Origin of the sequence: Acinetobacter sp. KB005 (assembly GCF_049949095.1) — a bacterium.
GTDB classification, from domain to species: Bacteria; Pseudomonadota; Gammaproteobacteria; order Pseudomonadales; family Moraxellaceae; genus Acinetobacter; species Acinetobacter calcoaceticus.
Genome location: NZ_CP188191.1, coordinates 816,832 through 843,710 on the forward strand (window position 1 = coordinate 816,832; position 26,879 = coordinate 843,710).

The following is a 26,879-nucleotide window of genomic DNA, read 5'->3' on the forward strand; positions in this document are numbered from 1 at the left end:
TTCAGTTTTCAATTAAGATTTAAATGTCACCTTTCTGTTAGATGACAAAATTTATACTAAAATTTTTATACGCTTAGTGACATCAAAATTAATAAATAAATATTAGTTATTTGAAATACATGAATTTTTATTCAGTCTCAAAAAATCTTATAGATATATACTCGATAGGCTTATTTTTTATCAATGCATCTGTAGCAAGATGTCTATATCATGCGCTCGAAGATTTCTTTTATTCGGATGTTAAAATGAAAATATTAAAAATGTCTTTATTAGCGCTCGGGATGGGCTTAAGTGGCTTTGCTCAAGCAGACTTTGTTGGAGTCAAAGGAGAAGTAGGCTACTGGTTTTATGACGGTAAAGCTAATATGTCTTCTCAATTCCCTGATGATCAGGATCTAGATCAAAAAGGTAGTGCTCAACTCTCATTGTCAGTAGAACACCCAATCCCATTTATTCCAAATGCAAAAATTCGTTATGTAAATTTAGATACTCAAACTAAATCAGAAACTCTAGGTCAAGCAAACTATAAAGTTGATTTAGATCATAGCGATTTTATTCTCTATTACGAATTACTAGATAATATTGTGAGTGTAGATGCCGGACTTGGTGCAACTGTACTAAATGGTGATATCACTGCGTATACAGGTAAGCGCGTGGATATTGATAAAACATATCCTATTGCTTATTTATCAGGTGAAGTAAAACTTCCATTTACAGGTTTAAGTGCTAAAGGTGAAGCAACCTATACAAACTTTGACGATGCACGAATTACAGATGCGCTAGCAGAAGTAAAATATAAGTTTGCAGATAACCTACTAATAGATCTTGGTTTAACAGCAGGCTATCGCGTACTCAATATCGATTTAGATGACTACGATAACAATGACCTTAAATTTGAATTTAAAGGCCCATATGTTGGTTTAGAAGCTCACTTCTAAATCCTAAAAAAGCACGAAATTTCTCTCATATATAAAAAAGAACTCTTATAGAGTTCTTTTTTATTCAATCATACTCACATATCTGGGATATTCTTGAATTCTCTGACACCATGCTTGAATATTTGGGTATAACTTTAAATCGAAGCCACCTTCATTAGCTACATGTGTATAAGCATATAGCGCAATATCAGCAATGGTGAGGTTTGGTCCTGTAAGATAGTCGTGCTCTGCTAATACTTTATCCATAATAGATAATGCTTTATGACCTTTTGGCTGTAAATTATAATATTCGGTTCTTCTATCTTCTGGTAAACCTAAATATTTATTAATAAAACGTGCAACTGCAATAAAAGGTTCATGGCTATATTGTTCAAAGAACATCCACTGGTACATTTTCGCCTTAATATAAGGATCTATGGGAATGAATTTTGTTCCCTCAGCTAAGTAGCCTAAAATAGCATTCGATTCACTTAAAACACGACCATCTTCCAGAACTAATACAGGTATTTTTCCATTAGGGTTTAGAGATAAAAACTCTTGGGTTTGAGTATCTTTTTTTAAAATATCAATATGAATCCACCTATGATTAATATTTAATAAGGAAAGTAAAAGTTTGATTTTATAGCAATTACCCGAACCCACATCACCATAGATTTTCATATGTGCTTCTCTCTTATTATTTATGCTTAAATAGACAATTTTTTATTATTTATAGCACAGCTCTCTCATAGAGTTCTTTTTATTGCCCTATATTTCCCAGCATTTTATGTGTGTATTTTAATTTAGGCATAAAAAAACACCCCCAACTGTTAAGTTGAGGGTGTTTTGAATAATGAGCTGGCGATGACTTACTCTCACATGGGAAACCCCACACTACCATCAGCGCTAAGAGGTTTCACTTCTGAGTTCGGGAAGGGATCAGGTGGTTCACTCTTGCTATGGTCGCCAGCACAACTGGTATGGATACTTGCATTGGTCTTATTGGCTGCCGATGCGTTTTCCAAATCTTTACAGATGGGCTGATTGAATCTTACTTTATTTTGTTCATTTTAGCTAAGCGTATAACTAAATCAAGTTGCTTTGCATATTAATGAATCGATTGATGCTTTATATACAACTGCTTGGGTGTTGTATAGTCAAGCCTCACGAGCAATTAGTATTGGTCAGCTTCACATATCACTATGCTTCCACATCCAACCTATCAACGTCCTAGTCTCGAACGGCTCTTTAGAGGACATAAAGTCCTAGGGAAATCTTATCTTGAGGTAGGCTTCCCGCTTAGATGCTTTCAGCGGTTATCCCTTCCGAACATAGCTACCCGGCGATGCGACTGGCGTCACAACCGGTACACCAGAGGTTCGTCCACTCTGGTCCTCTCGTACTAGGAGCAGATCCTCTCAAATTTCCAGCGCCCACGGTAGATAGGGACCGAACTGTCTCACGACGTTCTAAACCCAGCTCGCGTACCTCTTTAAATGGCGAACAGCCATACCCTTGGGACCTGCTTCAGCCCCAGGATGAGATGAGCCGACATCGAGGTGCCAAACACCGCCGTCGATATGAACTCTTGGGCGGTATCAGCCTGTTATCCCCAGAGTACCTTTTATCCGTTGAGCGATGGCCCTTCCATACAGAACCACCGGATCACTAAGACCTACTTTCGTACCTGCTCGACTTGTGGGTCTCGCAGTTAAGCGCGCTTTTGCCTTTATACTCTACGCGTGATTTCCGACCACGCTGAGCGCACCTTCGTACTCCTCCGTTACTCTTTAGGAGGAGACCGCCCCAGTCAAACTACCCACCAGACATGGTCCTCGCCCCGGATTACGGGGCAGAGTTAGAACCTCAACATTACCAGGGTGGTATTTCAAGGACGGCTCCATTGGAACTAGCGTTCCAACTTCAAAGCCTCCCACCTATCCTACACAAGTAAGGTCAAAGTTCAATGTCAAGCTGCAGTAAAGGTTCACGGGGTCTTTCCGTCTAGCCGCGGGTACACTGCATCTTCACAGCGATTTCGATTTCACTGAGCCTCTGCTGGAGACAGCGCCGCCATCATTATGCCATTCGTGCAGGTCGGAACTTACCCGACAAGGAATTTCGCTACCTTAGGACCGTTATAGTTACGGCCGCCGTTTACTGGGGCTTCGATCAAGAGCTTCGCTTACGCTAACCCCATCAATTAACCTTCCAGCACCGGGCAGGCATCACACCCTATACGTCCACTTTCGTGTTTGCAGAGTGCTATGTTTTTAATAAACAGTTGCAGCGGCCTGGTTTCTGTGGCTGTCATCAGCTCAGGAAGCAAGTTCCATCACCAACAACAGCGTACCTTCTCCCGAAGTTACGGTACCATTTTGCCTAGTTCCTTCAGCAGAGTTCTCTCAAGCGCCTTGGTCTACTCGACCTGACCACCTGTGTCGGTTTAGGGTACGATTCCTGTGTAACTGAAGCTTAGAGACTTTTCCTGGAAGCATGGTATCAGCCACTTCGCTGTACAAGTACAGCTTGCTATCAGATCTCAGCATAGAGCACCCCGGATTTGCCTAAGATGCATGCCTACTTCCTTTCACCTGGACAACCAACGCCAGGCTGACTTAACCTTCTCCGTCCTCTCATCGCATTACACAGAAGTATTGGAATATTAACCAATTTCCCATCGACTACGCCTTTCGGCCTCGCCTTAGGGGTCGACTCACCCAGCCCCGATTAACGTTGGACTGGAACCCTTGGTCTTTCGGCGAACGGGTTTTTCACCCGTTTTGTCGTTACTCACGTCAGCATTCGCACTTCTGATACCTCCAGCATACTTCTCAATACACCTTCATCGGCTTACAGAACGCTCCCCTACCACTTGACTTAAAAGTCAAATCCGCAGCTTCGGCACATAGTTTTAGCCCCGTTACATCTTCCGCGCAGGCCGACTCGACTAGTGAGCTATTACGCTTTCTTTAAAGGGTGGCTGCTTCTAAGCCAACCTCCTAGCTGTCTATGCCTTCCCACATCGTTTCCCACTTAACTATGATTTTGGGGCCTTAGCTGGCGGTCTGGATTGTTTTCCTCTTGACTACGGACGTTAGCACCCGCAGTCTGTCTCCCGGATAGTACTCATAGGTATTCGGAGTTTGCATCGGTTTGGTAAGTCGGGATGACCCCCTAGCCGAAACAGTGCTCTACCCCCTATGGTATTCGTCCGAGGCGCTACCTAAATAGCTTTCGGGGAGAACCAGCTATCACCAGGCTTGATTAGCCTTTCACCCCTATCCACAAGTCATCCCCTGGCTTTTCAACGACAGTGGGTTCGGTCCTCCAGTTAGTGTTACCCAACCTTCAACCTGCTCATGGATAGATCGCCTGGTTTCGGGTCTATACCCAGCAACTAAACGCCCTATTAAGACTCGATTTCTCTACGGCTCCCCTATACGGTTAACCTCGCTACTGAATATAAGTCGCTGACCCATTATACAAAAGGTACGCAGTCACCGAACAAGTCGGCTCCCACTGCTTGTATGCATGCGGTTTCAGGATCTATTTCACTCCCCTCACAGGGGTTCTTTTCGCCTTTCCCTCACGGTACTGGTTCACTATCGGTCAGTCAGGAGTATTTAGCCTTGGAGGATGGTCCCCCCATATTCAGACAAGGTTTCACGTGCCTCGCCCTACTCGTCATCATTATGTGTGCCCTTTCGTGTACGGGAATATCACCCTCTACGTTCGCACTTCCCAGAGCGTTCCACTAAAACACACATAACTTAATGGGCTGATCCCCGTTCGCTCGCCGCTACTAAGGGAATCTCAATTGATTTCTTTTCCTAAGGGTACTGAGATGTTTCACTTCCCCTCGTTCGCCTTGCAACACTATGTATTCATGTTGCAATACCTACCTTAAAGTAGGTGGGTTCCCCCATTCAGAAATCTCCGGATCAAAGGATATTTGCCGCCTCCCCGGAGCTTATCGCAGGCTATTACGTCTTTCATCGCCTCTGACTGCCAAGGCATCCACCACATGCACTTAATTACTTGACTATACAACCCCAAACAGTCGTTATTACCTACAAGGAGTAATAAGACATGATCAATGATTTCTCATCAATCTCTTACAGTTTGAAGTACTGTGTATTTAAACACTGTACAGCTTCAATCTAATTCATATACCAAAACGCTTGATTCAGTTAATTTGCTAGTTCTCAATTAATTCCAAGATCAGAATTACTTCCTCTCTTTTCATTATTGAGTGAACAATTTATTTCAGACTCAATTTTGCCAATCTGTTAATGAATAAACATGCCTTCGTCAGGTCATGCTTAATACCGTGATACTTAAATCACAGAAGTTAATAAACCAAGATCTAAATCTTTATTTACTAATTTCTGTAATCCGAACTTCTCTTAAGTTCTGGTGGAGACTAGGAGAGTCGAACTCCTGACCTCCTGCGTGCAAAGCAGGCGCTCTACCAACTAAGCTAAGTCCCCAGCTTACATCATCAGTTATGTATCTTCTTTTCTATAACTTCAACCAGTCAAAGTCATGGTGGGTCTGACAAGACTTGAACTTGTGACCCCACGCTTATCAAGCGTGTGCTCTAACCAACTGAGCTACAGACCCTCAGATACATCTATGAAGAACAACTTGTTGTGGATTCTTACCAATCGTCAATCTTTCGTTAAGGAGGTGATCCAGCCGCAGGTTCCCCTACGGCTACCTTGTTACGACTTCACCCCAGTCATCGGCCACACCGTGGTAAGCGTCCTCCTTGCGGTTAGACTACCTACTTCTGGTGCAACAAACTCCCATGGTGTGACGGGCGGTGTGTACAAGGCCCGGGAACGTATTCACCGCGGCATTCTGATCCGCGATTACTAGCGATTCCGACTTCATGGAGTCGAGTTGCAGACTCCAATCCGGACTACGATCGGCTTTTTGAGATTAGCATCCTATCGCTAGGTAGCAACCCTTTGTACCGACCATTGTAGCACGTGTGTAGCCCTGGCCGTAAGGGCCATGATGACTTGACGTCGTCCCCGCCTTCCTCCAGTTTGTCACTGGCAGTATCCTTAAAGTTCCCGACATTACTCGCTGGCAAATAAGGAAAAGGGTTGCGCTCGTTGCGGGACTTAACCCAACATCTCACGACACGAGCTGACGACAGCCATGCAGCACCTGTATGTAAGTTCCCGAAGGCACCAATCCATCTCTGGAAAGTTCTTACTATGTCAAGGCCAGGTAAGGTTCTTCGCGTTGCATCGAATTAAACCACATGCTCCACCGCTTGTGCGGGCCCCCGTCAATTCATTTGAGTTTTAGTCTTGCGACCGTACTCCCCAGGCGGTCTACTTATCGCGTTAGCTGCGCCACTAAAGCCTCAAAGGCCCCAACGGCTAGTAGACATCGTTTACGGCATGGACTACCAGGGTATCTAATCCTGTTTGCTCCCCATGCTTTCGCACCTCAGCGTCAGTGTTAGGCCAGATGGCTGCCTTCGCCATCGGTATTCCTCCAGATCTCTACGCATTTCACCGCTACACCTGGAATTCTACCATCCTCTCCCACACTCTAGCTAACCAGTATCGAATGCAATTCCCAAGTTAAGCTCGGGGATTTCACATTTGACTTAATTAGCCGCCTACGCGCGCTTTACGCCCAGTAAATCCGATTAACGCTTGCACCCTCTGTATTACCGCGGCTGCTGGCACAGAGTTAGCCGGTGCTTATTCTGCGAGTAACGTCCACTATCTGAAGGTATTAACTTCAGTAGCCTCCTCCTCGCTTAAAGTGCTTTACAACCATAAGGCCTTCTTCACACACGCGGCATGGCTGGATCAGGCTTGCGCCCATTGTCCAATATTCCCCACTGCTGCCTCCCGTAGGAGTCTGGGCCGTGTCTCAGTCCCAGTGTGGCGGATCATCCTCTCAGACCCGCTACAGATCGTCGCCTTGGTAGGCCTTTACCCCACCAACTAGCTAATCCGACTTAGGCTCATCTATTAGCGCAAGGTCCGAAGATCCCCTGCTTTCTCCCGTAGGACGTATGCGGTATTAGCATTCCTTTCGAAATGTTGTCCCCCACTAATAGGCAGATTCCTAAGCATTACTCACCCGTCCGCCGCTAAGTGATAGTGCAAGCACCATCACTCCGCTCGACTTGCATGTGTTAAGCCTGCCGCCAGCGTTCAATCTGAGCCATGATCAAACTCTTCAGTTAAAAATCATTTTGCACCTTATTAAAGACAAGGTGCCAATTCTGGCTCATCAATTTTCTGACTTAAATTTCGCTCAAATAAACTTCGAGTAATTTAAACCAATCAATCAATGATAATATTTCGATCAATCAATCAGTAAAAATCCACACAAGTTGTTCTTCATAATCTCTTAATGATCTTCTTACTGGTTCGTCACCAGCAAGCTAGGTCGGCTATATTACTCTTAATCTCTTAAAAGTCAACAGGTAATTTCGATATTTTTAAAACTTATTCTCAAAACCAACTTCTTATCAAATCTACTGCTCAAAGCAATCAACTCAATTCCAAGTAACTGTTTTTCAACAAGTTTCTATCTGCATCACCGCCGATGGATGTGCATTATAGACGATTAAATTCCCTTGGCAAGGGGTATTTCAGCCTTTTTCTCTTGAGTGCCGATTTTTTCTACTATTTTACGAAAAAAGTGAGGTATATGCCTTTTTTTTAGGCATTTTTACTGCTTTTTCTTAATTCTTATATTCAGAAATGTAGGTCATCTTGAAGTTTATATGTCTTCTATAGGGCTTAGAGGCATATATAGCTTCTTCTAATCCAAAGATTCCAAAGATTCCAAAGATTCCAAAGATTCCAAAGATTCCAAAGATTCCAAAGATTCCAAAGATTCCAAAGATTCCAAAGATTCCAAAGATTCCAAAGATTCCAAAGATTCCAAAGATTCCAAAGATTCCAAAGATTCCAAAGATTCCAAAGATTCCAAAGATTCCAAAGATTCCAAAGATTCCAAAGATTCCAAAGAAATAATAGAGCAAATACTCTACCCCACTCTATATTTCTTCTTATTTTTAATTTACTTCTTTTATTATTACTGAATTACTGATCTTTAGATTGTTCCACGTGGAACGCTGAATTGTTTTTATGATCCTTAAATAAAAAAAGCAGGATTACTCCTGCTTTTTATCACTACACAACTTTCTTAGTCAGTGAACGTTACACGAGCAATTGCTTTCTTACCTGACTGAATAATGAAAGTACCGTTTTCTTTTACAGAGAAACTTGCATCAACAGCATTCCAGTCAACTTTTACTGCTCCGCGAGCTACAGCATCTTTTGCAGCAGCTGCATTCGGATTTAATCCAGCTACACGTAGAATCGTGGCAATAAAGATTTCTCCACCAAACTCACCACGTGAAATAGTCACCTCTGGGGTGTCTTCGGGTACTTCACCTTCTGTAATAAGGTTACCAGCACTTTTATGTGCATTAGCTGCAGCTTCTGCATCATGGAAACGTTCAACCAGTTCAAGTGCAAGAATACGTTTTACTTCTTGCGGATTACGACCAGCAGCAATTTCATCTAATAAAGTTTTGATCTCATCTAGAGATTTAAAGCTGAGTAAATCGAAATAGCGTTCGATTAAAGAGTCTGGCATTGATAAAACTTTTTGGTACATTGCACCTGGTGTATCAAATACACCAATGTAGTTACCCAAAGATTTAGACATTTTATTTACGCCATCTAAACCTTCTAGAATCGGTACAGTGATACACACTTGTGATTCTTGGCCATAACGACTTTGTAAAGTACGGCCCATAAGTAAGTTAAAGGTCTGGTCTGTACCACCTAGCTCTACGTCAGCTTCAAGTGCAATAGAGTCATAGCCTTGAACTAAAGGATATAAAAACTCGTGGATTGCAATCGGCTGATGGTTGCTATAACGCTTTGTAAAGTCATCACGTTCTAACATGCGAGATACAGTTTGTTGGCTTGCCAACTGAATAAGGTCAGCAGCAGACTTTTGATTAAACCATTCTGAGTTAAAACGTACCTTTGTTTTATTTGGGTCTAATATTTTGAAAACTTGTTCTTGATAAGTTTTAGCGTTCGCTTCTACTTGTTCACGTGACAACGGCGGGCGTGTTGCGCTTTTGCCTGTCGGGTCACCAATCATGGCAGTATAGTCACCAATCAAGAAGGTTACTTCATGACCCAAATCTTGAAATGTTTTTAATTTATTAATAAGAACAGTATGTCCTAAATGTAAATCTGGTGCTGTAGGGTCAAAACCAGCTTTAATTTTAAGAGGACGGTTCTCTTTGAGCTTTTTCAGTAAATCTTCTTCTGAAATAATTTCGTGCGTGCCTCGTTGGATGAGGGCAAGCTGTTCTTCGGCGGGCAAGAAATTTGACATCACAAAACCTAAACACATCAGTTATTCAATTTGTGCGATATACTAACATTTTTTCAGCGTCTTGCAGGGGAAGTTGCATATGAGCGCAATCTATATCGGCGTAATGACTGGCACTAGTATGGATGGTGTGGATATTGTAGCGGCTTCATTTGAGCCACTACAGCTTCATGCCACTCTTACAGTTCCATTTGAACCCGAGTTACGTGATGAGCTTATGGCATTAACTTTACCTGATGACAATGAAATTGACCGCATGGGTAAAGCTGATGTTGCTCTGGCCCAAATGATTGGTCACGGGATTAATACTCTCATTGAAAAACATCAATTAGATCGTAGTCAAATTAAAGCGATTGGTTCGCATGGGCAGACAATTCGTCACCGTCCAGAACATGGGTTTACGCTACAAATTGGCGATCCCAATATCATTACCGAAATCACTCAAATTCCAGTTGTTTCAGATTTCCGTCGTAGAGATATGGCAGCAGGTGGTCAAGGTGCACCATTAGTGCCTGCTTTCCATCAAGCATTATTTCAACATCCAAGTATCCATCGTGTGATTTTAAATTTGGGTGGTATTGCTAATGTGAGTATGCTGCCTGCCAACAATGCAGACGGCGTATTTGGTTTTGATACGGGTCCTGCAAATATTTTGATGGATGCGTGGTGTCATCGTCATACTGGTCATCCATATGATGAAAATGGTGATTGGGCAGCTTATGGGCACCCTATCCGCTCTTTACTCGATCGCCTTCATGCACATGAATATTTTTCTAAAGAACCACCGAAAAGTACAGGACGTGAAGATTTCAATATTGACTGGTTAGATGATCAGTTAATCGATTGGCGAAATGATTTAACTTATGATGAGTTAGAAGACACACCTGAAAACGTCCAAGCCACCTTATTAAAGCTTACTGTACGTGCCATTCAAAAGGCGATTTATCGCTCAGAGATGGAAACAGGTGAAGTATATGTTTGTGGTGGTGGTGCTTATAACTCTTATTTATTAGAGCAATTACGTTGGCGTTTACGTAAGCATAATTGGTCAGTTCAACCTACAGATGTTTTAGGACTCTCTCCTACTTGGGTTGAGGCTACAGCATTTGCATGGTTAGCAATGCGTTTTGTAAATGGTTTAAGTGGTAATTTACCAGCGGTAACAGGTGCGTCGGATTTTAGAATTCTAGGTACGATCACGGCGGTATAAAGCTTCATATCGATTTGATTGGTTAGATTCGACCTCATAGCACATTTACTGACCCGAAATGCTGTTATTTAAATGAGCATAAAAACTCATGATAAGTGCCAACAAAAATAATTTGAGGCACTTTCATCATGGACCTGACCAAACGTATCCATCAGTACACCCGTGGCGACTGGACATTCGATGTGATTGATTCAGGCCCTATTGATGGCCCACTCGTTGTTTTATTGCATGGTTTTCCAGAAACTGCTCATAGTTGGGAGCAAACCTCGGAATTATTGCATCAGGATCAATTTAGAACACTTGCGATTCATCAACGTGGTTATAGTTTAAATGCTAGACCTCAAAGCCGATTTCAATATTCACTGAGTGAACTGGTAGAAGACGTTGCAATTTTTATTAAGCAACTCGGTCAACCAGTCTATTTAATAGGGCACGATTGGGGTTCTGCAATCGCGTCGGGTGTTGCAATGAAGTATCCACAATATATTCAACATCTCACTTTAGTTTCTGTACCACATCAAGCTGCTTTTTTAAAAGCCTGCTTAAGCAGCAAACAACTTTTTAAATCTTATTATTTTGCAATTTTTCAGCTGCCTCTTCTTCCTGAAGTTTTATTTAAAAAGTTGCCTAAATTAGGTCGTAAATTTCTTCAGTCATCTGGCATGACCGAGCAGCAAATTGAAACATTCGAGACCGAGTTTATAAAGGAAAATAGATTAGGTACGGCGTTAAATTGGTATCGTGGCTTTTTTTGGGATAAACCTCAAAATCCGTTTAAAACAATAAATGTCCCTACTCTTTTTATTTGGGGTAAACATGATATTGCCGTTACAGAAAAAAGTGCCAAGCTAAACTCCGGTTATTTTAAAAATAGTTATCGTGCAGTTTTTATGGATGCTTCGCATTGGATTCCCTATCAAAATGCCCCAGAACTTGTGCAATATTTTTTAGAATCTACCCGTGAAAAGTAATGATCTGATCAATAAAAAACCTCTCAAAATAGAGAGGTTTTTAAATTTTAAAATTCTTTTTAAATCGAGAATGAAGAACCACAACCACATGTTGTTGTTGCATTCGGGTTTTGAATAATAAAACGTGAACCTTCAAGGCCTTCTACATAATCAACCACTGAGCCAATTAAATACTGATAGCTGAGTGAATCAACAAGCATTTTTACATCGCCATTAACAAATTCTGCATCATCTTCATTTACGCTTTCAGCAAAATTAAAGCCATATGAAAACCCTGAACACCCGCCTCCCGTTACATATACACGTAACATGAGATCGTCATTCCCTTCACTATCACGGAGTTGGCGTACCTTATTGGCAGCATTATCTGTCAAAACTAGAGCTTGGGCATTCATGATGATTGTTCCTCGGATTTTGCTGTGCCTTTCAAAATAAAAAAGACCCTATATTGAGTATAGCATAATCAATATAGGGTCTGTCTTCGAAGTTTAAAGCGAATCTTGAGTATTTTTATCAAGATTATTTGTAATTCTCGTCTTGCAAGCCACATTCGAAGTTTTTAGCATCTTGCTTACAGCGGAATTGCCATAATAGTTTCATCATACGTTTATCGTACACACCACGTTGTGTAAGGCTAATTCGTGACTCACGCATGAGCTTTTGATAACCCGGTTTATCTGCTGGTGGAACATCCATCCAATATTTTTGTGGAATATCAGCTTTCATTTTACCCAAGATCGTAAAGGCACGTGGTAACTGACCCGAAACCCACTCTCTAGATTTCTGACCAAAACCTGCTGGGAACTTATCAGGACGGATAATAATATTTCCTGTCACCTGTAAGATCGGATAGTTTACGATCGCCCCTTTTGTTCCTAAACCTTTTTGTAATTCCAAAGGTTTAAAGGCCGCCGCTGGCGCACCAATAATGTCTACCTGATGGTTATTAAATTTAGCACCGAAATTCGTTATATCGGCACTAACAGCTTGCGCGCCTACCTGCTGAACCATAATTTTTTGAGCTTCATCATAGTCAAGAACTGCAATTTTTTTACCTGCTGCTTTCGCTACTGTATTGATGCTGCGATCATTTACTAAAAGATAAGCATCGCCAACTGGAATAACACCTACAACTTCATAGCGGCCGTTAACCATATATTTACTAAAAGTCGGACTCGCTAAACCCTGCATTACCTTTACAGCAAGCTTGAGGTCAGGAATGGCCCCAATTGCGTCTAATGACCCTGTAAACGAGTTAAATTGACGACCACGCATGCCTGACACACTAATGCCATCACATTTGCCTGCTTTAAAATCTTCGGCAATAACGGCTTCATTCTGGTTTACTTTCAGTTCGATATCAGCTCCCCAGTTTTTTGCTGCAAGTTGATAATCCTTCATCAGCGCATAGACATCACCATTTTTACCAACGAAGTCAAAAACACATACTGTTTGTTTAGCCTGAGCTGCAAAAGAAACTGTGGTCAGTCCCATCGCAAGTAATAGCATTTTGGAAAATTGCATATTCTTTTTCCTTTCCTTGTGGAGTTTTTTGTTTTTCGATACCAAGAAATTTCACACCAATATGGTATGAGTCGGATAGGCTTCATATAAAAAATCATGTTGAAGATATTTTTACAGATCCATTTTGCTTTTATGATTTTATTTCCATGAAAAATAGATAGTCGTCTATCTATTAGCAATTATTTTAATCACAGAAGTCCTTGATCCATTTTTATACCTTCATGTTTCCTTATGAAGTTTTTATCTAAATTTAGCTTAACGTCTTTCTAGTTATCCACAATGGCAGAATTGACAGCATATACAAAACAAAAAGCCTAGAACTAAGTCTAGGCTTTCTGAGAAAAATTAAGATTATTCACCAGGCATTGAACATTCAAAGTTAGCCTTGTCTACAGAACAACGCGCTTTTTTCAATACAGACATCATACCTGCATCGTAAACACCGCGTTTAGTTAAGTCCATACGACCATCACGCAACATTTTTTGATATTTAAGTTTGTCTTCTGCACTTAAATTCATTTTGTATTTGCCAGGAATCTGAGCTTCTAAACGGTTGATCATTGCAAAGTTCTTAGGCAACTGTTTAACAAACCAGTCACGAGATTTTTGACCAAAACCAGCTGGGAATTTATCAGAACGTAATACTAGATCAGCTGTAACGTGTAATACAGGGAAGTTCCACATTACACCGTTTGCACCCAAACCTTTATTTAATTCTAATGGTTTGTAAGCATAAGCAGGCGCACCTACCATATCTACTTGGCCATTATTAAATTTCGCAGCAAAGTTTGAAATATCAGAAAGAACTGCTTGAGCACCTACACGCTGCACCATAATTTTTTGCGCATCGTCATAACCCAATACAGCGAATTTTTTACCCGCAGCTTTTTCAACAGAGTTGATGTTTTTGTCACGTACGAAAATGAACGCTGAACCTAGCGGAGAAATACCAGCTACTTCGTATTTTTTACCGCCCATATTAGTGGTCATTTTTGCTGCATTACGCGCATCTAATACATAGGTAATTGCACGTTGAGCGATTTGGTTATTTGGAACACCGCCAAGTGAGTCAATAGATCCTGCGAATTTGTTATATTGGCGTGCACGCATTGCTGTCATTGCTACAGCATCACATTTACCCGCTTTAAAATCATTATCAGCAACAGCCTCGTCCTGACGAGGTACTAAGTTAATTTCAGTACCCCAGCCTTTTGCAGCTAGAGCCCATTCTTCCATCATTTTATATGAGTCGCCTGCTTTTCCTAAGAGGTCGAATACACACACGGTACTCGCTGCTTGCGCTGAAGCAGAAAAACCAACAACAGAAGCGGCAGCCATAGCAAGTACGATTTTTTTCATTTTCTTCATCCTTCCACGGAACAGATTTTTTGTTTGAAGTTTCCTTTCAAAGACAGATATTAATCATGTTTTTTAGAAAAAAATAGAGCATTTACTCAATTTTTTTATCTGATTGAACCATTGTTTGTTCAATTTAAATTATTTATTAGTGATAAAAATCACTACGTTTCCGTAAGTTACTTTTTATATTCACAATTTTCATACCCATATTCAGTATGGAAATATATGTAGGGTTTTTGTGATGAAAAAATAATCTACTCTCCATTAAGCGTACATTCAAAATTTGTCCGTTCAACTGTACAGCGAGCACGCTTAAGTACACTCATCATGGTCGCATCGTATACGCCCTGTTTGGTTAAGTTGAGACGCCCCTCTCTTAAAAGTTTTTGATATTTGGTTTTATCTTCTGCTGAAAAATTCATTCTAATTTTTGATGGTACACCCATTTCTAACCGCTTTATCATGGCAAAGTTTTGAGGTAATTTTTGTATAAACCAATCACGTGATTTTATGCCAAAATCTGTAGGGAACTTATCAGTTCTCGCAATTAAATCTCCAGTAACATTCACCACTGGAAAATTAAACATGGCCCCTTTAGTGCCTATACCTTTGCCAATCTCTAGTGGTTTATAAGCATAAGCAGGCGCAGCAATTGCATCGACTTGTCCACTATTAAACTTTTTCACAAAATCATTAATTTCAGAAGGAATAGGCTGCGCACCTACACTTTCTACCATAATTTTTTGAGCAAGGTCATAATGCAAAATAGCGAATTTTTTACCGCGAACTTTTTCAATGGAATTCAGATTTTTATCTCTTACAAATAAATATGCCAGACCAATCTGAACAATACCAACGACCTCGTAATTCGTTCCATTTTGTGCAGTCACCATGCGATGTTTATTACGCTTATCTAAAACGTAGCTAATCGCTTTTTGCGCAATAGCATTACTGGTTACCCCACCAATCGCATCGATAGAACCTGCAAATTTATTATAGTTTCGTGCCCGCATGGAGGTCATATAAGCAGCATCACATTTGCCTTCACGAAGTCTACGGTCCACCAAAGCTTCATCTTGAAATGGAATTAAGGTGATATCAGCTTGCCAGTCTTTTGCTGCAAGCGCCCACTCTTCCATCAATTTATAAGATTCACCTGACTTCCCTAATAAATCAAATACACACACATTTTGTCCCGCATGTGCTGTTCCCATAGCGCAGCAAAATACTGCACTAATTATCCCCAATCTTTTTTTCATTTGACTTTCCCTAGTCTAGTTTTATTAGTAGCTCATTAATCAACCAAACTTTAAACTGTTTTTATTTTAGTCATTTTTTTTAAAAAGTGTTCTATCTTGTTCAATATTGAAGACATTTCGGATGAATAGCTGAACCTAGAATATTTCGATGTATACAATTGTTGTCCGCTTCTAACTAAAATCCGGAAAGTTTTGTTTTCATCGGCAGTTCTCTTTAAAATACGGCATTCCTCACTCACCTCGATACAATAAGATGATTCAATTTGACCAAGTTTCTTTACGCCGCGGTGGACGTATTCTATTTCAAAAAGCGTCTATGCAATTACACCCAGGTTGGAAAATTGGTCTGACTGGGGTCAATGGTGCAGGTAAATCAACATTATTTGCAGCGTTACTAGGTAGCTTAGGTGCAGATGAAGGTTCACTTACTCGTCCATCAGGCTGGATCGTGGCGCATATGGCGCAAGAAATAAAAGCATTAGACATGCCTGCAATTGATTTCGTTCTCTCAGGTGATGAAGAGTTTTGGGATATTCAAAATAAGCTTGCTCAACCAGATCAACTGAGTGACTTCGAATTGGCTAAATTGCATGGCCGCTTTGATGAAATTCATGGTTATTCAGCACCATCTAAAGCAGCTCAGCTTATGGCTGGTCTTGGCTTTCTAGAAAATCAATTGCGTTTAAACGTTGAGAGTTTCTCTGGTGGATGGCGTATGCGTTTAAATTTGGCGCGTACCCTAATGAGCCGTTCAGATTTATTATTACTAGACGAACCAACAAACCACTTAGACTTAGATGCAATTTTGTGGTTAGAAGATTGGCTTAAAGCCTATGAAGGTACACTCATTCTAATTTCGCATGACCGCGACTTTCTAGATGCGATTACAGATCATATTTTGCATATTGAAAATCAGGAGCTCACGCTTTACACTGGAAATTACTCTACATTTGAAACCACGCGTAGTGAACGTCTTGCTCAGCAGCAACAAGCTTTTGAGAAGCAACAAGAAACACGTGCTCACCTACAAAAATTTATTGACCGTTTTAAAGCAAAAGCGACTAAAGCTCGTCAGGCACAAAGTCGAATTAAACAACTTGAGCGCATGCAAGAGCTCGCTCCAGCCCATATTGATACACCTTTTACGTTTAGTTTCCGTGAACCAACCAAAATGAGTTCGCCGTTACTGACTTTAGACAATGCCAGCATTGGTTATGGCGATAAACAAATCGCCGAAAAAATCAGATTACAAATTACACCAACCTCTCGTATTGGTTTACTTGGTATGAACGGCGCAGGTAAATCAACCTTAATTAAGAGCTTAGTGGGTGATTTACCGCTCTTAGCTGGTGAACGCAAGGCATCAGAGTTACTTAATATTGGTTACTTTGCACAGCACCAAATGGATGCTTTAGATGGCCATGCTACTCCAATGTTACAAATTGCCCGTTTAGCAGGTAAACAAATTAGTGAAGCGACCTTACGTTCTTTTTTAGGTAGTTTTGGCTTTAGTGGTGAACGCATGGATACTCCATGTGAAACCTTTTCTGGTGGAGAGCGCGCTCGTTTGGCCCTCGCACTGATTGTATGGCAGCGTCCAAATGTTTTGATTCTGGATGAACCGACGAACCATTTAGATCTTGATATGCGTCATGCACTAAGCATGGCATTACAAGATTTTGAAGGCGCTGTCGTATTGGTTTCCCACGAACGTCAACTGATTGCAAGTGTTTGTGACGAGCTTCTTTTGGTACACGGCGGTAAATGTACCGAGTTTGAAGGTGATTTACAGGATTATGCAAAATGGCTACGTGAAGCACGTCAGCAACTCATCAATGCTCAGACTGCTGTAGCACAGAATAATTCTTCCTCTGCCGCTCCGACTCCCACTAAAGTCGATAAAGAAGCACAGCGTAAAGAAGCAGCTCGCCGTCGTGAACAAACCAGACCTATTCGTAAAAATATCGAAAAAATTGAGTCTCAAATTGAGAAACTTCAACCACAACTTGCCAAAATTGAAGAGTCTTTAGCAGATACATCTTTATATGATGCAGCACGTAAGGATGATCTACTCAAGCTTATGAATGAACAGACTGAGCTGAAAGCTAAACTTGAGCAATATGAAGAACAGCTTTTAGAACTTATGATGGAATTAGAAGAGATGGAAGCCTCTTTTGATTAATCTATTTTTCAAAATAAAAAAGCCGATTTCTTAATCGGCTTTTTTATTAATTAATAAGGGGTATAAAAAGCCCCTAATTCATTCAAATTGCTATTGATTGGCAAAGGCCAAACATTGCTTGATAAACTATCTGCAATATATAAATCATAACCGCCACGGCTTCCTGTCTGCCCCGCTAGAGAAACCACCATATACCGCTGGTCTAAAGGGGCCGGATCTGATGTATTTACGTCTGTACTATTAAAAGGCAAACGGGTGGTTTGTTTGGTGGTCGTATCATAAACATAGATCTGATCATGAGCATTTGTTGAGCTATACCAGCGTACATATAAAAACTGGCTTCCCTTCCACCATACTGGATAATATGAGGCAATATTGGTTAGCTGTGTATCATATGCACCCGACTGATCAATACTAAAAATTCTAGAATTACTACTTGCACCTTTGGCATATAAGATTTGCGTAGTATTGACCATTGGATAAGGCATTGACTCTTCGATATCCCAACCATTTTGAGTGACAGAAGTAATCGTGCGATCAGTCATTTTAACGATTTTTAAATCGCCATTTTGCTTAAAAATAATACGCTGATTATCTATAAATTTAGGATCTTCATCCCGCTTGTTATTCCCTTGGGTTAAATTGATTGGTAATTCCGTGCTTCCAACTCTCCAAGCATAAACATCCCATGCATCTCCATAATGCTGTCCAGAATTAACTCCCATAAAAGTGAGCCATTTTCCATCTGGAGAAAAATGACCATTCATCATGTGGTCAATTTTCCAGTTTGTGCCCAGTAATGTAGTTTGTTGCGTTGTGAAATTATAAAGATAAAGCTTACTGTCCCATGCGTCATAATCACTATAACGATGAAATACTAATTTTCCGTAAAAAGTGGGTGCTGTGGCAGCATGCAGTTGAAATAAGCAATTAAAAAATAAGATTACAATGTATAAAAGTTTTTGTGTTTTTTTCAAAATTATATTCTCTTGTAATAAATGAGTATCCAAGAGAATAGCAGTTTACAAATTTATTTTCTTATAAAACAAAAGGCTTTGTCTAAAATTAAACAAAGCCTTTTATTAACTCATCATAAAAAAGATTATCTAAATTTTTTATGATTTTCATTTCGAATTTTGACTAAATTCATTGCTTCAGCTTTTGCTTGATCTAACTGTCCCTGTTCAACCAATGCAGTTACTTTATCAATCTCAGCAACAAGCTGATCTAAACCGGCTTGGTACTCTTTTACCTGCACATTTCCTGAAGGTAAACCTTCGAGTTTATGCGGCAAATGTTGCTTAGAAGAAACTGCTGCTTCACGCATTACAACAAGCTGTTGTTTCGCATTAGCAGCATCTTTCGCTTCAGCAAATGCTTTAGTGCTCTTAGCTAAAGTTTTCATATTCGTTTCTAAATCAGCCGCCCAAACAGCAGAGCTTCCTAAAAAAACACATGAGATTAACAAGCTAGCTAACAATTTCTGACCCATCATCTTCTCTCCTTAGACTGATTTAGAATCGTGTTATGAATTAAGCATCAATATCAGCATTTAAAGCATTCTCTTCAATGAATGCACGACGTGGTTCCACATCATCACCCATTAAGCAAGAGAACATACGATCTGCTTCAATCGCATCGTCAATGGTTACCTGTAACATATGACGATTCTCTGGGTCCATTGTCGTTTCCCAAAGCTGTTCAGCATTCATTTCACCAAGACCTTTATAGCGTTGGATCATCATACCGCGGCGCGAATCTTGCAAAATATGCTGCCAAACTTGATGGAAGTTAGCCACTTGAATACGGCGATCACCTTTTTGTAAATAAGCACCATCTTCAAGCAAACTGAACCAACTCTTCGAGTTTTTCAGCAAACGAGCATACTCAGCTGAGTTCAATAAACCTGCATCAAGCAAATATGCGTGTGGCAAGTTATGAACATATACAGTAATACGCGGCCAATAATGCGCAGATTTTTCACCCTGAGCATTTTCACGCTCAAATGACTCTAGCGTAATTTCCGGACGTAAACTTGGCTGTAATCTTGTAATGATATCTTTTACTTGATCAGCCCATTGTTGTACATAAGCTTCATCGTGGTTTTGATCGCTCTTGAATGCCTCTATTTCAAGTAAAGCATCTAGTAAGCTAGCAGGATAACGTAACGTTAAGCGCTGTAAGCTCTTTTGCGAAACTTGATAATCCTGAATGACTTTAGCAAGTGCTTCACCGGTAATTGATGGCGCTTCAGCATTGGTATGCAAAGATAGCTCATCAATCGCATTTGAAATTAAATAATTTTCCAATGCATCATTATCTTTGATGTATTGTTCCTGCTTACCTTTTTTCAATTTGTATAAAGGTGGCTGTGCAATATAGATATACCCACGCTCAACCAATTCTGGCATTTGACGGAAGAAGAACGTTAACAACAAGGTTCGAATATGCGAACCATCAACGTCGGCATCGGTCATGATAATGATTTTATGATAACGCAGCTTGTCAGGATTATATTCTTCACGGCCAATACCACAGCCGAGAGCAGTAATTAAAGTACCCACTTCCTGACTAGAAATCATTTTGTCAAAGCGTGCACGTTCAACGTTCAGGATTTTACCTTTCAACGGCAAAATAGCCTGCATTTTACGGTTACGGCCTTGCTTGGCACTACCACCCGCAGAGTCACCCTCGACAAGATATAATTCAGAAAGTGCTGGATCTTTTTCCTGACAATCTGCCAATTTACCTGGTAAACCTGCAATATCAAGTGCGCTCTTACGACGCGTCATTTCACGCGCTTTACGTGCAGCATCACGCGCACGTGCAGCGTCAATAATCTTACCAGCAATTGACTTTGCAGCTTGCGGGTTTTCAAGTAAGTAAGCAGAGAACTCTTTGTTCATTGCTTGCTCAACAGCAGGTTTTACTTCACTCGATACCAGTTTTTCTTTGGTTTGAGATGAGAATTTTGGATCAGGTACTTTTACCGAAATAATAGCGGTTAAACCTTCACGTGCATCGTCGCCCGTTACATTGACTTTTTCTTTCTTGAGAATATTTTCATTTTCAAGATATTGGTTTAAACCACGCGTCAAAGCTGCACGGAAACCAGCTAAATGGCTACCGCCATCTTTTTGAGGAATGTTATTGGTAAAGCAACGAACGTTTTCTTGATAACTTTCATTCCACTGCAAGGCTACTTCTACACCAATACCGTTATCTGTATCCGCAGTAAAATGGAAAATCTCATTTAGATGAGTTTTACCTTCGTTAATGTATTTTACAAACTCAGATAATCCACCTTCGTAGTCATATACATGTTCAAGGTTAATACGTTCATCGCGTAATACAATACGTACGCCCGCGTTTAAGAATGAAAGCTCACGTAAACGGCGTGCTAGAATTTCTACGTTAAAAATGGTTTGGGTAAATGTTAATTCACTTGGCCAAAAACGTACTGTTGTACCACTCTTATCCGTCTCACCAATCACACGTAATGGATATTGCGGATCACCGTGTTGATATTCTTGCTCATGCACTTGACCAGCACGAGAAATCATTAAATGTAATTTACTCGAAAGTGCGTTTACTACAGAAACACCTACACCGTGTAAACCACCTGAAACCTTATAACTGTTGTCATCAAACTTACCGCCTGCGTGCAGAATGGTAAGAATTACTTCCGCTGCAGAAACACCTTCTTCAGGGTGAATATCTGTTGGAATACCACGACCATTATCAGAAACACTCACCGATTCATCTTCATGAATAGTGACAATAATTTCATCACAATGCCCAGCTAAAGCTTCATCGATTGCGTTATCGACTACCTCGAATACCATATGGTGTAAACCGGTACCGTCGTCTGTATCCCCAATATACATACCCGGACGTTTACGAACTGCATCTAATCCACGTAATACTTTAATACTAGAGGAATCATAAGCCTTTTCATTGGTTTGTTCTGTTTGAGAGGCTGATTGAGACTCTGAACTCATGGTTTCTCCCTAGCAAATATAGGTTTATTCAAAGATGGGTAACATCAAAAAATTATGGTGAAGCAAGACTAACTTGACCGGATTCAACATTGAATAATTGATATGAAATAGACAAATCATGTAAATGTTTTTTTACCGATGCATGATCTAAAGTTGTCATAAAAACCTGGCTACCAAGTTGGCTTAATCGTTCAATTAACCGTTGTTGTGCGGTTAAGTCTAATTCTGCTGTCAGATCATCTAATAATACCACAGTTTCCTTATTACTCGCATGCAACATTGCAATTTGTGACAGTTTTAAGGCAATAATCAGCAGTTTTTTCTGACCTCTTGATAAAACCACATCAGCATGTCCATAAGGCGTTTTTAAGCGCAAATCGGCTCGATGTGGACCATATTCGGTATAACGTCGTTCGATGTCTTTTTGGTGTTGATTAAGCAGGTCTTGCATGAGTCCCTGCTCCGTATGAAAACCTGGACTGTATTCCAGTTCAATTTCAAGATCAGGGAGTAATTGACTCAAATCATTTTGAAAAAAAACATTCCATTGTTCCACAATACCCAAGCGCTGAGAGTGCAAAATTTCACCATAATCACTCAACATTTTGTTCCAAGGCTCTAAATCAGCCAAAGACAAATTCCGTCGGGTTTTAAGTAAAGTATTTCGCTGTTTTAATGCACGCGAGTAGTATTGCCATGCAAAATAAAACTCAGGTTCCACGTGGAACATCAGCCAATCCAAAAGTTGGCGTCGTGGTTTGGCCCCATGGTCAATAATATCTGTACTTTGTGGATCAAGGTGTTGCAAAGGAAGTAATTTAGCAAGTTGGCCTTGGGTAGCCACGGTGTCTCCATTGACCTTCATCAACTGCTCACCAGAGGCCAACTTTTGCATGCCAATTTTCTCAGTACTAGACTGTGCAAAGACAATCGCATCTTCAGCCGCATACTGAATATAATTTTTAGGAATATGAGTACGGAACGACCTCCCTGTTGCAAGCAAATGAATTGCTTCCAGAATTGAGGTTTTTCCTGAACCATTAGCGCCATAAAATATATTAAACGGTTGCAACCCTTGGAGTGCAACCGTTTTTAAATTACGCACACGTTCAATATTTAAGCGCGTAAGATGCATATTAGATAGCCAGACTATACACGCATCGGCATAACTACATAAGTTTGATCAGTATGTGCTGGGTCTTGAACCAAAACAGACTGATTCGCCTCACTCATACTCATATTTACGTCATCGCCATCAAGTACACCCAATACTTCAAGTAAATATTGCGCATTAAATGACATTTCGAGCGGTATATTTTGATATTGAATAGCTAAATCTTCAATAGCCTCATCTTGCTCAGGATTATTCGCACGAAGCTGTAAAGAATCCTGATTAAAATTCAAGAAAACACCACGCAACTTTTCATTACTCAAAATTGCGACACGTTGTAATGATTGCTTAAATACATCATGGCTAATTAAGACATGTTTATCGCCACCACGTGGAATTACACGACGATAATCAGGGAATTTTCCATCAATCAATTTTGTAGTAAAACGAACAGTAATGTTGCCCTGTTCTTTATCACGACTTGGTGTATTGATGGTTACATTTAACAATTCACGACCAATCAACAAAGTTAATTGTTCATCTTCAATACTCAGTAAACGCTGTAATTCACCAACAGCTTTACGAGGTACAATAGCCTGCACCAATTGAGCCGATGTAGAAGACGCTGTAATTTCACAAAGTGCTAAACGGTGACCATCTGTTGTTACTGCACGTAATTGATTTTCATCAATTTCCAATAAAGTACCCGTTAAATAGAAACGTACATCTTGTACAGCCATCGCAAAAGCAGTTTTTTCAAATAAACGCTTTAACTCACGTTGGGTTACTTGTACTTGAGTACCCTGACTATTTTCAGTCGTCAATAATGGATAATCTTCTGCGGGTAAAGTACCTAATACAAAACGGCTATTACCAGACTTTAAGATACATCTTTGATCTTCAGTAATTTGTAAATCAATTAATGCAGCTGTAGGCAATGATTTACAAATTTCCATTAACTTACGAGCAGGGACTGTTGTTTCCCCTGCTTCAAGGCATGCCCCTTCTGATAAAACAGTGCTCGCAACCAGCTCGACTTCTAGATCAGAACCAGTAATGGTGAGCGCCTGAGCATTAGTCTGAATTTTGACGTTTGAAAGAATATTCAATGTATGACGACGTTCTACCGCACCGACAACATGCGATAAAACATTGAGTAAACTTTCTTTAGCGATTTTCAAACGCACGATTCATTCCTCTAGCAACTTGGAGCAAATATTTCATTTTTTAGCTGTGTACTATGCTGCACTTACGTAGACTTTGCAACAAGGTCTTATCATTTCATTAACTCTGAAGTAGGCGCAGTAGATTTTTATAATCTTCATCAAAAATTGGATCTTCTTCTCGCAGACTTGCTACTTTTTCACAAGCATGCATCACTGTACTGTGATCGCGCCCACCAAAAGCCATTCCAATTTCTGGAAAACTATCACCGGTCAACTCACGAGCAAGTCCCATTGCCAACTGACGTGGTCGAGCATAAATTCGCGTACGTTTTGGCCCTACTAATTCTTTTAATGGGATACGGAAATATTCACTAACCACACGCTGGATATTTTCTACACTAATTGTTCGTGCACGGATCGCCAACACATCTTTTAAAGACTCACGAACCACATCAAGATCGATTGGTGCACCTTTAAAACGGGAAATTGCAACGACTTTATTAAGTGCCCCTTCAAGTTCACGCACGTTCGCAACAACTTGTTGTGCAATAAATAAGGCACAATTTCGAGGTAAATCAACGCCGCTATTTTCCGCTTTCTTTAATAAAATTTCGATACGAGTTTCAATATCTGGTGGTTCAACACCTACTGAAAGTCCCCAAGAAAAACGGGAAACCAAACGCGGATCTAACTCTGTTAACTCTTTTGGATAACGGTCTGAAGTTAAAATAATTTGTTTAGATTCATCAAGTAAAGCATTAAATGTATAGAAGAATTCAACCAGACTCGCCTCTTTACCTGCTAAGAGATGAATATCATCAACCAATAATAAATCTAAAGAACGGCAGTTTTTCTTAAACTCTTCTACTTTGCCTTTTTGTAAAGAACTCACAAAATCCTGAACAAAACTCTCAGAAGTCATATACATCACACGGGCGTTAGGTTTGGCTTGTAATAAAGCATTGCCAACTGCCTGCATTAAGTGAGTCTTACCTAGCCCTGTGGGACCATATAAAAACAAAGGGTTATGCTGTGAAGCACCTAATTGAGTTAATACTTTTCTACATGTTTCAGCAGCCATCTGGTTCGAACGGCCTTCAACAAATAAAGAAAAAGTAAACTGAGGATTGAGTAGTTTCTTTTTCGCTGTTTTTGGGTTGACCACACTATTGGTATGAGGACTAGAAACAGACTCGGGCTCTTTTTTTACTTTAATACTTTGTGGTGGCGCAGATTGCAAAGCAGCAGTAGTGGTTGCTGGTTGTTCAGCAGATGACAAAATACTCCCAGGACGAGAATCAACTAAAATCTCAACCTGACGAACACGCCCTTCTGACAACTGCTCAGCCAATATAGAAATTAATTCTAAATGGTTCTCTTGAATGTAACGCGTCCAATAAGGGTTAGGAGCATAGAGACGTAGTATCCCTTCTACTTCTTCAGCAACTAATGGGCGAATCCACATCGCAAAGACGTTATCAGAGAGCTCTTGTCGCAAGCGAGTTAAGCAGTCTGTCCAAAGCATGTGTATCCCCTATTTCTGCGTTTTAAATTCAAATAATCTAAAGATTAACCCTTCCTGATGAGAAGGGGTCGCCATTCTAACCAAGTTATCCACATCTGTCATGACGAATTCGACTGATTTTGCCTAAAAAGAAATCTCTTGTGAATAAATTTAAATTCAAAATCACTTGTGAATAACTTTTTGCACAACCTGTGGATAAATTATCACACAAACTTATCCACAATCCATAAATATAATAGAAACAGAGTTATCAACAACCCAAGCACATGTTTTTTAAATTTAAAAGTGCGAAATCCACAGAAAAAGCAGCTCCTAATAAGAATAAATATAAATTTTAAAATTTGAATTTATTTAATAGGGATGTGATCTTTTGTGGATAACTACAAAATATGAATTTAAATTCAAACGCAGCAAATCAAAGCCAAGATGATATCTTGTTTTGTTGATAAGTGTGTATATAAGGTGTGTATATAATAAAAGCTCTAATAAAAATAGACAATTACTTTGTGTATAACTTTAAAAACTATATATTGCACTGAATTATGAAAATCATAAAAAAGAAGTAGAGAGATTAAAAATTTGGGTTAAATACAAAACTTTCTTGGTTTTTCATTGACAGCGTAAACATTGCACAATAAAATCGCGGACCTTTATAGAAAGATCATTTTTGGGAGTTTCGATATGAAACGTACTTTCCAGCCATCTGAATTAAAGCGTAAACGCGTTCATGGTTTCCGCGCTCGTATGGCAACTAAAGCTGGTCGTCAAGTATTAGCTCGTCGTCGTGCAAAAGGTCGTCATAGCTTAACTGTTTAATTACTGTTACGCTGACCAGACTTGGGTGTGATGACACTTTACAATTTTAGCACAGATGTGCGAATACGCTGTGCTGCAGATTATAAAAGTGTATTCGATGGTGCGCTTTTTAAAGTGCATCAACCCCATTTTTTATTTCTTGCAAAATTAACCGAACAGCCTAATAGCCGTTTGGGTATTGTTGTTGCTAAGAAAAAAGTGCGCCGTGCACATGAAAGAAATCGAATAAAACGTCTTGCTCGTGAGAGCTTTCGTCTACATCAGCCGAATTTTGGATCAGACATAGATATTGTGGTAATGCCAAAAGTTGGTATAGAAACGATTACGAATGCTGAGCTATATCAACAATTAGATTTTGCTTGGCAAAAATTACAGCGCTTAGCAAAAAAACATTCTAAAGTTGGCACAACCTCGCAGAATTAAGAGATAGCC

At 40.1% G+C, this 26,879-nt stretch carries 19 protein-coding genes, 2 tRNA genes and 3 rRNA genes; 6 read left to right on the top strand and 18 right to left on the bottom strand.

Going from position 1 to position 26,879, the window contains the following annotated elements:
• The first annotated feature begins 245 nt into the window (after positions 1 to 245).
• On the top strand, positions 246 to 938 hold the full coding sequence (locus tag ACPF64_RS04040; RefSeq protein WP_005037779.1) for a TIGR04219 family outer membrane beta-barrel protein: 693 nt from the start codon (positions 246 to 248) through the stop codon (positions 936 to 938).
• Positions 939 to 998: 60 nt separating this feature from the next.
• Here ACPF64_RS04040 and ACPF64_RS04045 read toward each other — a convergent pair whose 3' ends face one another.
• From ACPF64_RS04045 to tyrS, 8 genes are all read right to left on the bottom strand, one after another.
• Positions 999 to 1,598, bottom strand: a complete 600-nt coding sequence (locus ACPF64_RS04045; protein WP_426455641.1) for a glutathione S-transferase family protein — start codon at positions 1,596 to 1,598, stop codon at positions 999 to 1,001.
• Between the two features lie 175 nt (positions 1,599 to 1,773).
• Positions 1,774 to 1,888 (bottom strand): 5S ribosomal RNA (gene rrf, locus ACPF64_RS04050).
• Between the two features lie 182 nt (positions 1,889 to 2,070).
• Positions 2,071 to 4,964, bottom strand: a 23S ribosomal RNA gene (locus tag ACPF64_RS04055).
• 370 nt (positions 4,965 to 5,334) lie between these two features.
• Positions 5,335 to 5,410: transfer RNA gene (locus tag ACPF64_RS04060), tRNA-Ala, on the bottom strand.
• Positions 5,411 to 5,466: 56 nt separating this feature from the next.
• Positions 5,467 to 5,543, bottom strand: a tRNA-Ile gene (locus ACPF64_RS04065).
• Between the two features lie 59 nt (positions 5,544 to 5,602).
• Positions 5,603 to 7,140 (bottom strand): 16S ribosomal RNA (locus tag ACPF64_RS04070).
• The 16S, 23S and 5S rRNA genes sit together here with 2 tRNA genes alongside, the layout of an rRNA operon.
• A 504-nt stretch (positions 7,141 to 7,644) precedes the next feature.
• Entirely contained in the window at positions 7,645 to 7,947 is a 303-nt protein-coding gene (locus ACPF64_RS04075; protein WP_426455642.1) for a hypothetical protein, read from the bottom strand.
• A 164-nt stretch (positions 7,948 to 8,111) separates the two neighbouring features.
• Entirely contained in the window at positions 8,112 to 9,344 is a 1,233-nt protein-coding gene (gene tyrS / locus ACPF64_RS04080; RefSeq protein ID WP_199991548.1) for a tyrosine--tRNA ligase, read from the bottom strand.
• Between the two features lie 61 nt (positions 9,345 to 9,405).
• Here tyrS and ACPF64_RS04085 point away from each other — a divergent pair, with 61 nt between their 5' ends.
• Both ACPF64_RS04085 and ACPF64_RS04090 read left to right on the top strand, forming a co-directional pair.
• Positions 9,406 to 10,533 carry an anhydro-N-acetylmuramic acid kinase gene (locus ACPF64_RS04085; RefSeq protein WP_004640222.1) on the top strand — a complete coding sequence of 376 codons (1,128 nt, stop codon included), beginning with the start codon at positions 9,406 to 9,408 and terminating at the stop codon, positions 10,531 to 10,533.
• A 128-nt stretch (positions 10,534 to 10,661) separates the two neighbouring features.
• On the top strand, positions 10,662 to 11,504 hold the full coding sequence (locus ACPF64_RS04090; protein ID WP_426455643.1) for an alpha/beta fold hydrolase: 843 nt from the start codon (positions 10,662 to 10,664) through the stop codon (positions 11,502 to 11,504).
• Between the two features lie 59 nt (positions 11,505 to 11,563).
• On the opposite strand, the gene erpA is transcribed toward ACPF64_RS04090, so the two are convergent.
• The 4 genes from erpA to ACPF64_RS04110 all read right to left on the bottom strand — a co-directional run bounded on the left by erpA (position 11,564) and on the right by ACPF64_RS04110 (position 15,646).
• Positions 11,564 to 11,899, bottom strand: a complete 336-nt coding sequence (erpA, locus tag ACPF64_RS04095; protein WP_003656048.1) for an iron-sulfur cluster insertion protein ErpA — start codon at positions 11,897 to 11,899, stop codon at positions 11,564 to 11,566.
• Between the two features lie 124 nt (positions 11,900 to 12,023).
• Complete coding sequence (locus ACPF64_RS04100) at positions 12,024 to 13,028, bottom strand: putative solute-binding protein (protein ID WP_045437800.1); 1,005 nt, start codon at positions 13,026 to 13,028, stop codon at positions 12,024 to 12,026.
• A gap of 351 nt (positions 13,029 to 13,379) precedes the next feature.
• Positions 13,380 to 14,387, bottom strand: a complete 1,008-nt coding sequence (locus ACPF64_RS04105; protein ID WP_003656045.1) for a putative solute-binding protein — start codon at positions 14,385 to 14,387, stop codon at positions 13,380 to 13,382.
• A 254-nt stretch (positions 14,388 to 14,641) separates the two neighbouring features.
• A complete protein-coding gene (locus ACPF64_RS04110) occupies positions 14,642 to 15,646 on the bottom strand; it encodes a putative solute-binding protein (protein ID WP_426455644.1) in 1,005 nt (334 codons plus the stop codon).
• A 253-nt stretch (positions 15,647 to 15,899) separates the two neighbouring features.
• Here ACPF64_RS04110 and ACPF64_RS04115 point away from each other — a divergent pair, with 253 nt between their 5' ends.
• Positions 15,900 to 17,828, top strand: coding sequence for an ATP-binding cassette domain-containing protein (locus tag ACPF64_RS04115; protein WP_005045347.1), 1,929 nt, complete (start codon positions 15,900 to 15,902; stop codon positions 17,826 to 17,828).
• A gap of 50 nt (positions 17,829 to 17,878) precedes the next feature.
• Here the strand turns inward: ACPF64_RS04115 and ACPF64_RS04120 are convergent, their stop codons facing one another.
• From ACPF64_RS04120 to dnaA, 6 genes are all read right to left on the bottom strand, one after another.
• Complete coding sequence (locus ACPF64_RS04120; protein WP_426455645.1) at positions 17,879 to 18,805, bottom strand: hypothetical protein; 927 nt, start codon at positions 18,803 to 18,805, stop codon at positions 17,879 to 17,881.
• A 125-nt stretch (positions 18,806 to 18,930) separates the two neighbouring features.
• Positions 18,931 to 19,323: a cytochrome b562 gene (gene cybC / locus ACPF64_RS04125; RefSeq protein WP_209832160.1), complete on the bottom strand. Its 393-nt coding sequence runs from the start codon at positions 19,321 to 19,323 to the stop codon at positions 18,931 to 18,933.
• Positions 19,324 to 19,360: 37 nt separating this feature from the next.
• Positions 19,361 to 21,829: a DNA topoisomerase (ATP-hydrolyzing) subunit B gene (gene gyrB, locus ACPF64_RS04130; RefSeq protein ID WP_005037763.1), complete on the bottom strand. Its 2,469-nt coding sequence runs from the start codon at positions 21,827 to 21,829 to the stop codon at positions 19,361 to 19,363.
• Between the two features lie 52 nt (positions 21,830 to 21,881).
• Positions 21,882 to 22,964, bottom strand: coding sequence for a DNA replication/repair protein RecF (gene recF / locus ACPF64_RS04135; RefSeq protein WP_127494849.1), 1,083 nt, complete (start codon positions 22,962 to 22,964; stop codon positions 21,882 to 21,884).
• 14 nt (positions 22,965 to 22,978) lie between these two features.
• A complete protein-coding gene (dnaN, locus tag ACPF64_RS04140) occupies positions 22,979 to 24,127 on the bottom strand; it encodes a DNA polymerase III subunit beta (RefSeq protein WP_005045339.1) in 1,149 nt (382 codons plus the stop codon).
• A 97-nt stretch (positions 24,128 to 24,224) separates the two neighbouring features.
• On the bottom strand, positions 24,225 to 25,631 hold the full coding sequence (gene dnaA, locus ACPF64_RS04145; RefSeq protein ID WP_004640242.1) for a chromosomal replication initiator protein DnaA: 1,407 nt from the start codon (positions 25,629 to 25,631) through the stop codon (positions 24,225 to 24,227).
• A gap of 681 nt (positions 25,632 to 26,312) precedes the next feature.
• On the opposite strand from dnaA, the gene rpmH reads away from it, so the two are divergent.
• Positions 26,313 to 26,447 carry a 50S ribosomal protein L34 gene (gene rpmH, locus ACPF64_RS04150; protein WP_000831329.1) on the top strand — a complete coding sequence of 45 codons (135 nt, stop codon included), beginning with the start codon at positions 26,313 to 26,315 and terminating at the stop codon, positions 26,445 to 26,447.
• A 30-nt stretch (positions 26,448 to 26,477) separates the two neighbouring features.
• The gene (gene rnpA, locus ACPF64_RS04155) at positions 26,478 to 26,870 is read left to right on the top strand and encodes a ribonuclease P protein component (protein ID WP_004640245.1); all 393 of its coding nucleotides are present in this window, start codon (positions 26,478 to 26,480) and stop codon (positions 26,868 to 26,870) included.
• Positions 26,871 to 26,879: the final 9 nt, after the last annotated feature.

Coding starts and splice junctions, on each gene's coding strand:
- ACPF64_RS04040 (WP_005037779.1), top strand. CDS start 246: ATGAAAATATTAAAAATGTCTTTATTAGCGCTCGGGATGGGCTTAAGT.
- ACPF64_RS04045 (WP_426455641.1), bottom strand. CDS start 1,598: ATGAAAATCTATGGTGATGTGGGTTCGGGTAATTGCTATAAAATCAAA.
- tyrS (WP_199991548.1), bottom strand. CDS start 9,344: ATGTGTTTAGGTTTTGTGATGTCAAATTTCTTGCCCGCCGAAGAACAG.
- ACPF64_RS04085 (WP_004640222.1), top strand. CDS start 9,406: ATGAGCGCAATCTATATCGGCGTAATGACTGGCACTAGTATGGATGGT.
- ACPF64_RS04090 (WP_426455643.1), top strand. CDS start 10,662: ATGGACCTGACCAAACGTATCCATCAGTACACCCGTGGCGACTGGACA.
- erpA (WP_003656048.1), bottom strand. CDS start 11,899: ATGAATGCCCAAGCTCTAGTTTTGACAGATAATGCTGCCAATAAGGTA.
- ACPF64_RS04100 (WP_045437800.1), bottom strand. CDS start 13,028: ATGCAATTTTCCAAAATGCTATTACTTGCGATGGGACTGACCACAGTT.
- ACPF64_RS04105 (WP_003656045.1), bottom strand. CDS start 14,387: ATGAAAAAAATCGTACTTGCTATGGCTGCCGCTTCTGTTGTTGGTTTT.
- ACPF64_RS04110 (WP_426455644.1), bottom strand. CDS start 15,646: ATGAAAAAAAGATTGGGGATAATTAGTGCAGTATTTTGCTGCGCTATG.
- ACPF64_RS04115 (WP_005045347.1), top strand. CDS start 15,900: ATGATTCAATTTGACCAAGTTTCTTTACGCCGCGGTGGACGTATTCTA.
- cybC (WP_209832160.1), bottom strand. CDS start 19,323: ATGATGGGTCAGAAATTGTTAGCTAGCTTGTTAATCTCATGTGTTTTT.
- gyrB (WP_005037763.1), bottom strand. CDS start 21,829: ATGAGTTCAGAGTCTCAATCAGCCTCTCAAACAGAACAAACCAATGAA.
- recF (WP_127494849.1), bottom strand. CDS start 22,964: ATGCATCTTACGCGCTTAAATATTGAACGTGTGCGTAATTTAAAAACG.
- dnaA (WP_004640242.1), bottom strand. CDS start 25,631: ATGCTTTGGACAGACTGCTTAACTCGCTTGCGACAAGAGCTCTCTGAT.
- rpmH (WP_000831329.1), top strand. CDS start 26,313: ATGAAACGTACTTTCCAGCCATCTGAATTAAAGCGTAAACGCGTTCAT.
- rnpA (WP_004640245.1), top strand. CDS start 26,478: ATGACACTTTACAATTTTAGCACAGATGTGCGAATACGCTGTGCTGCA.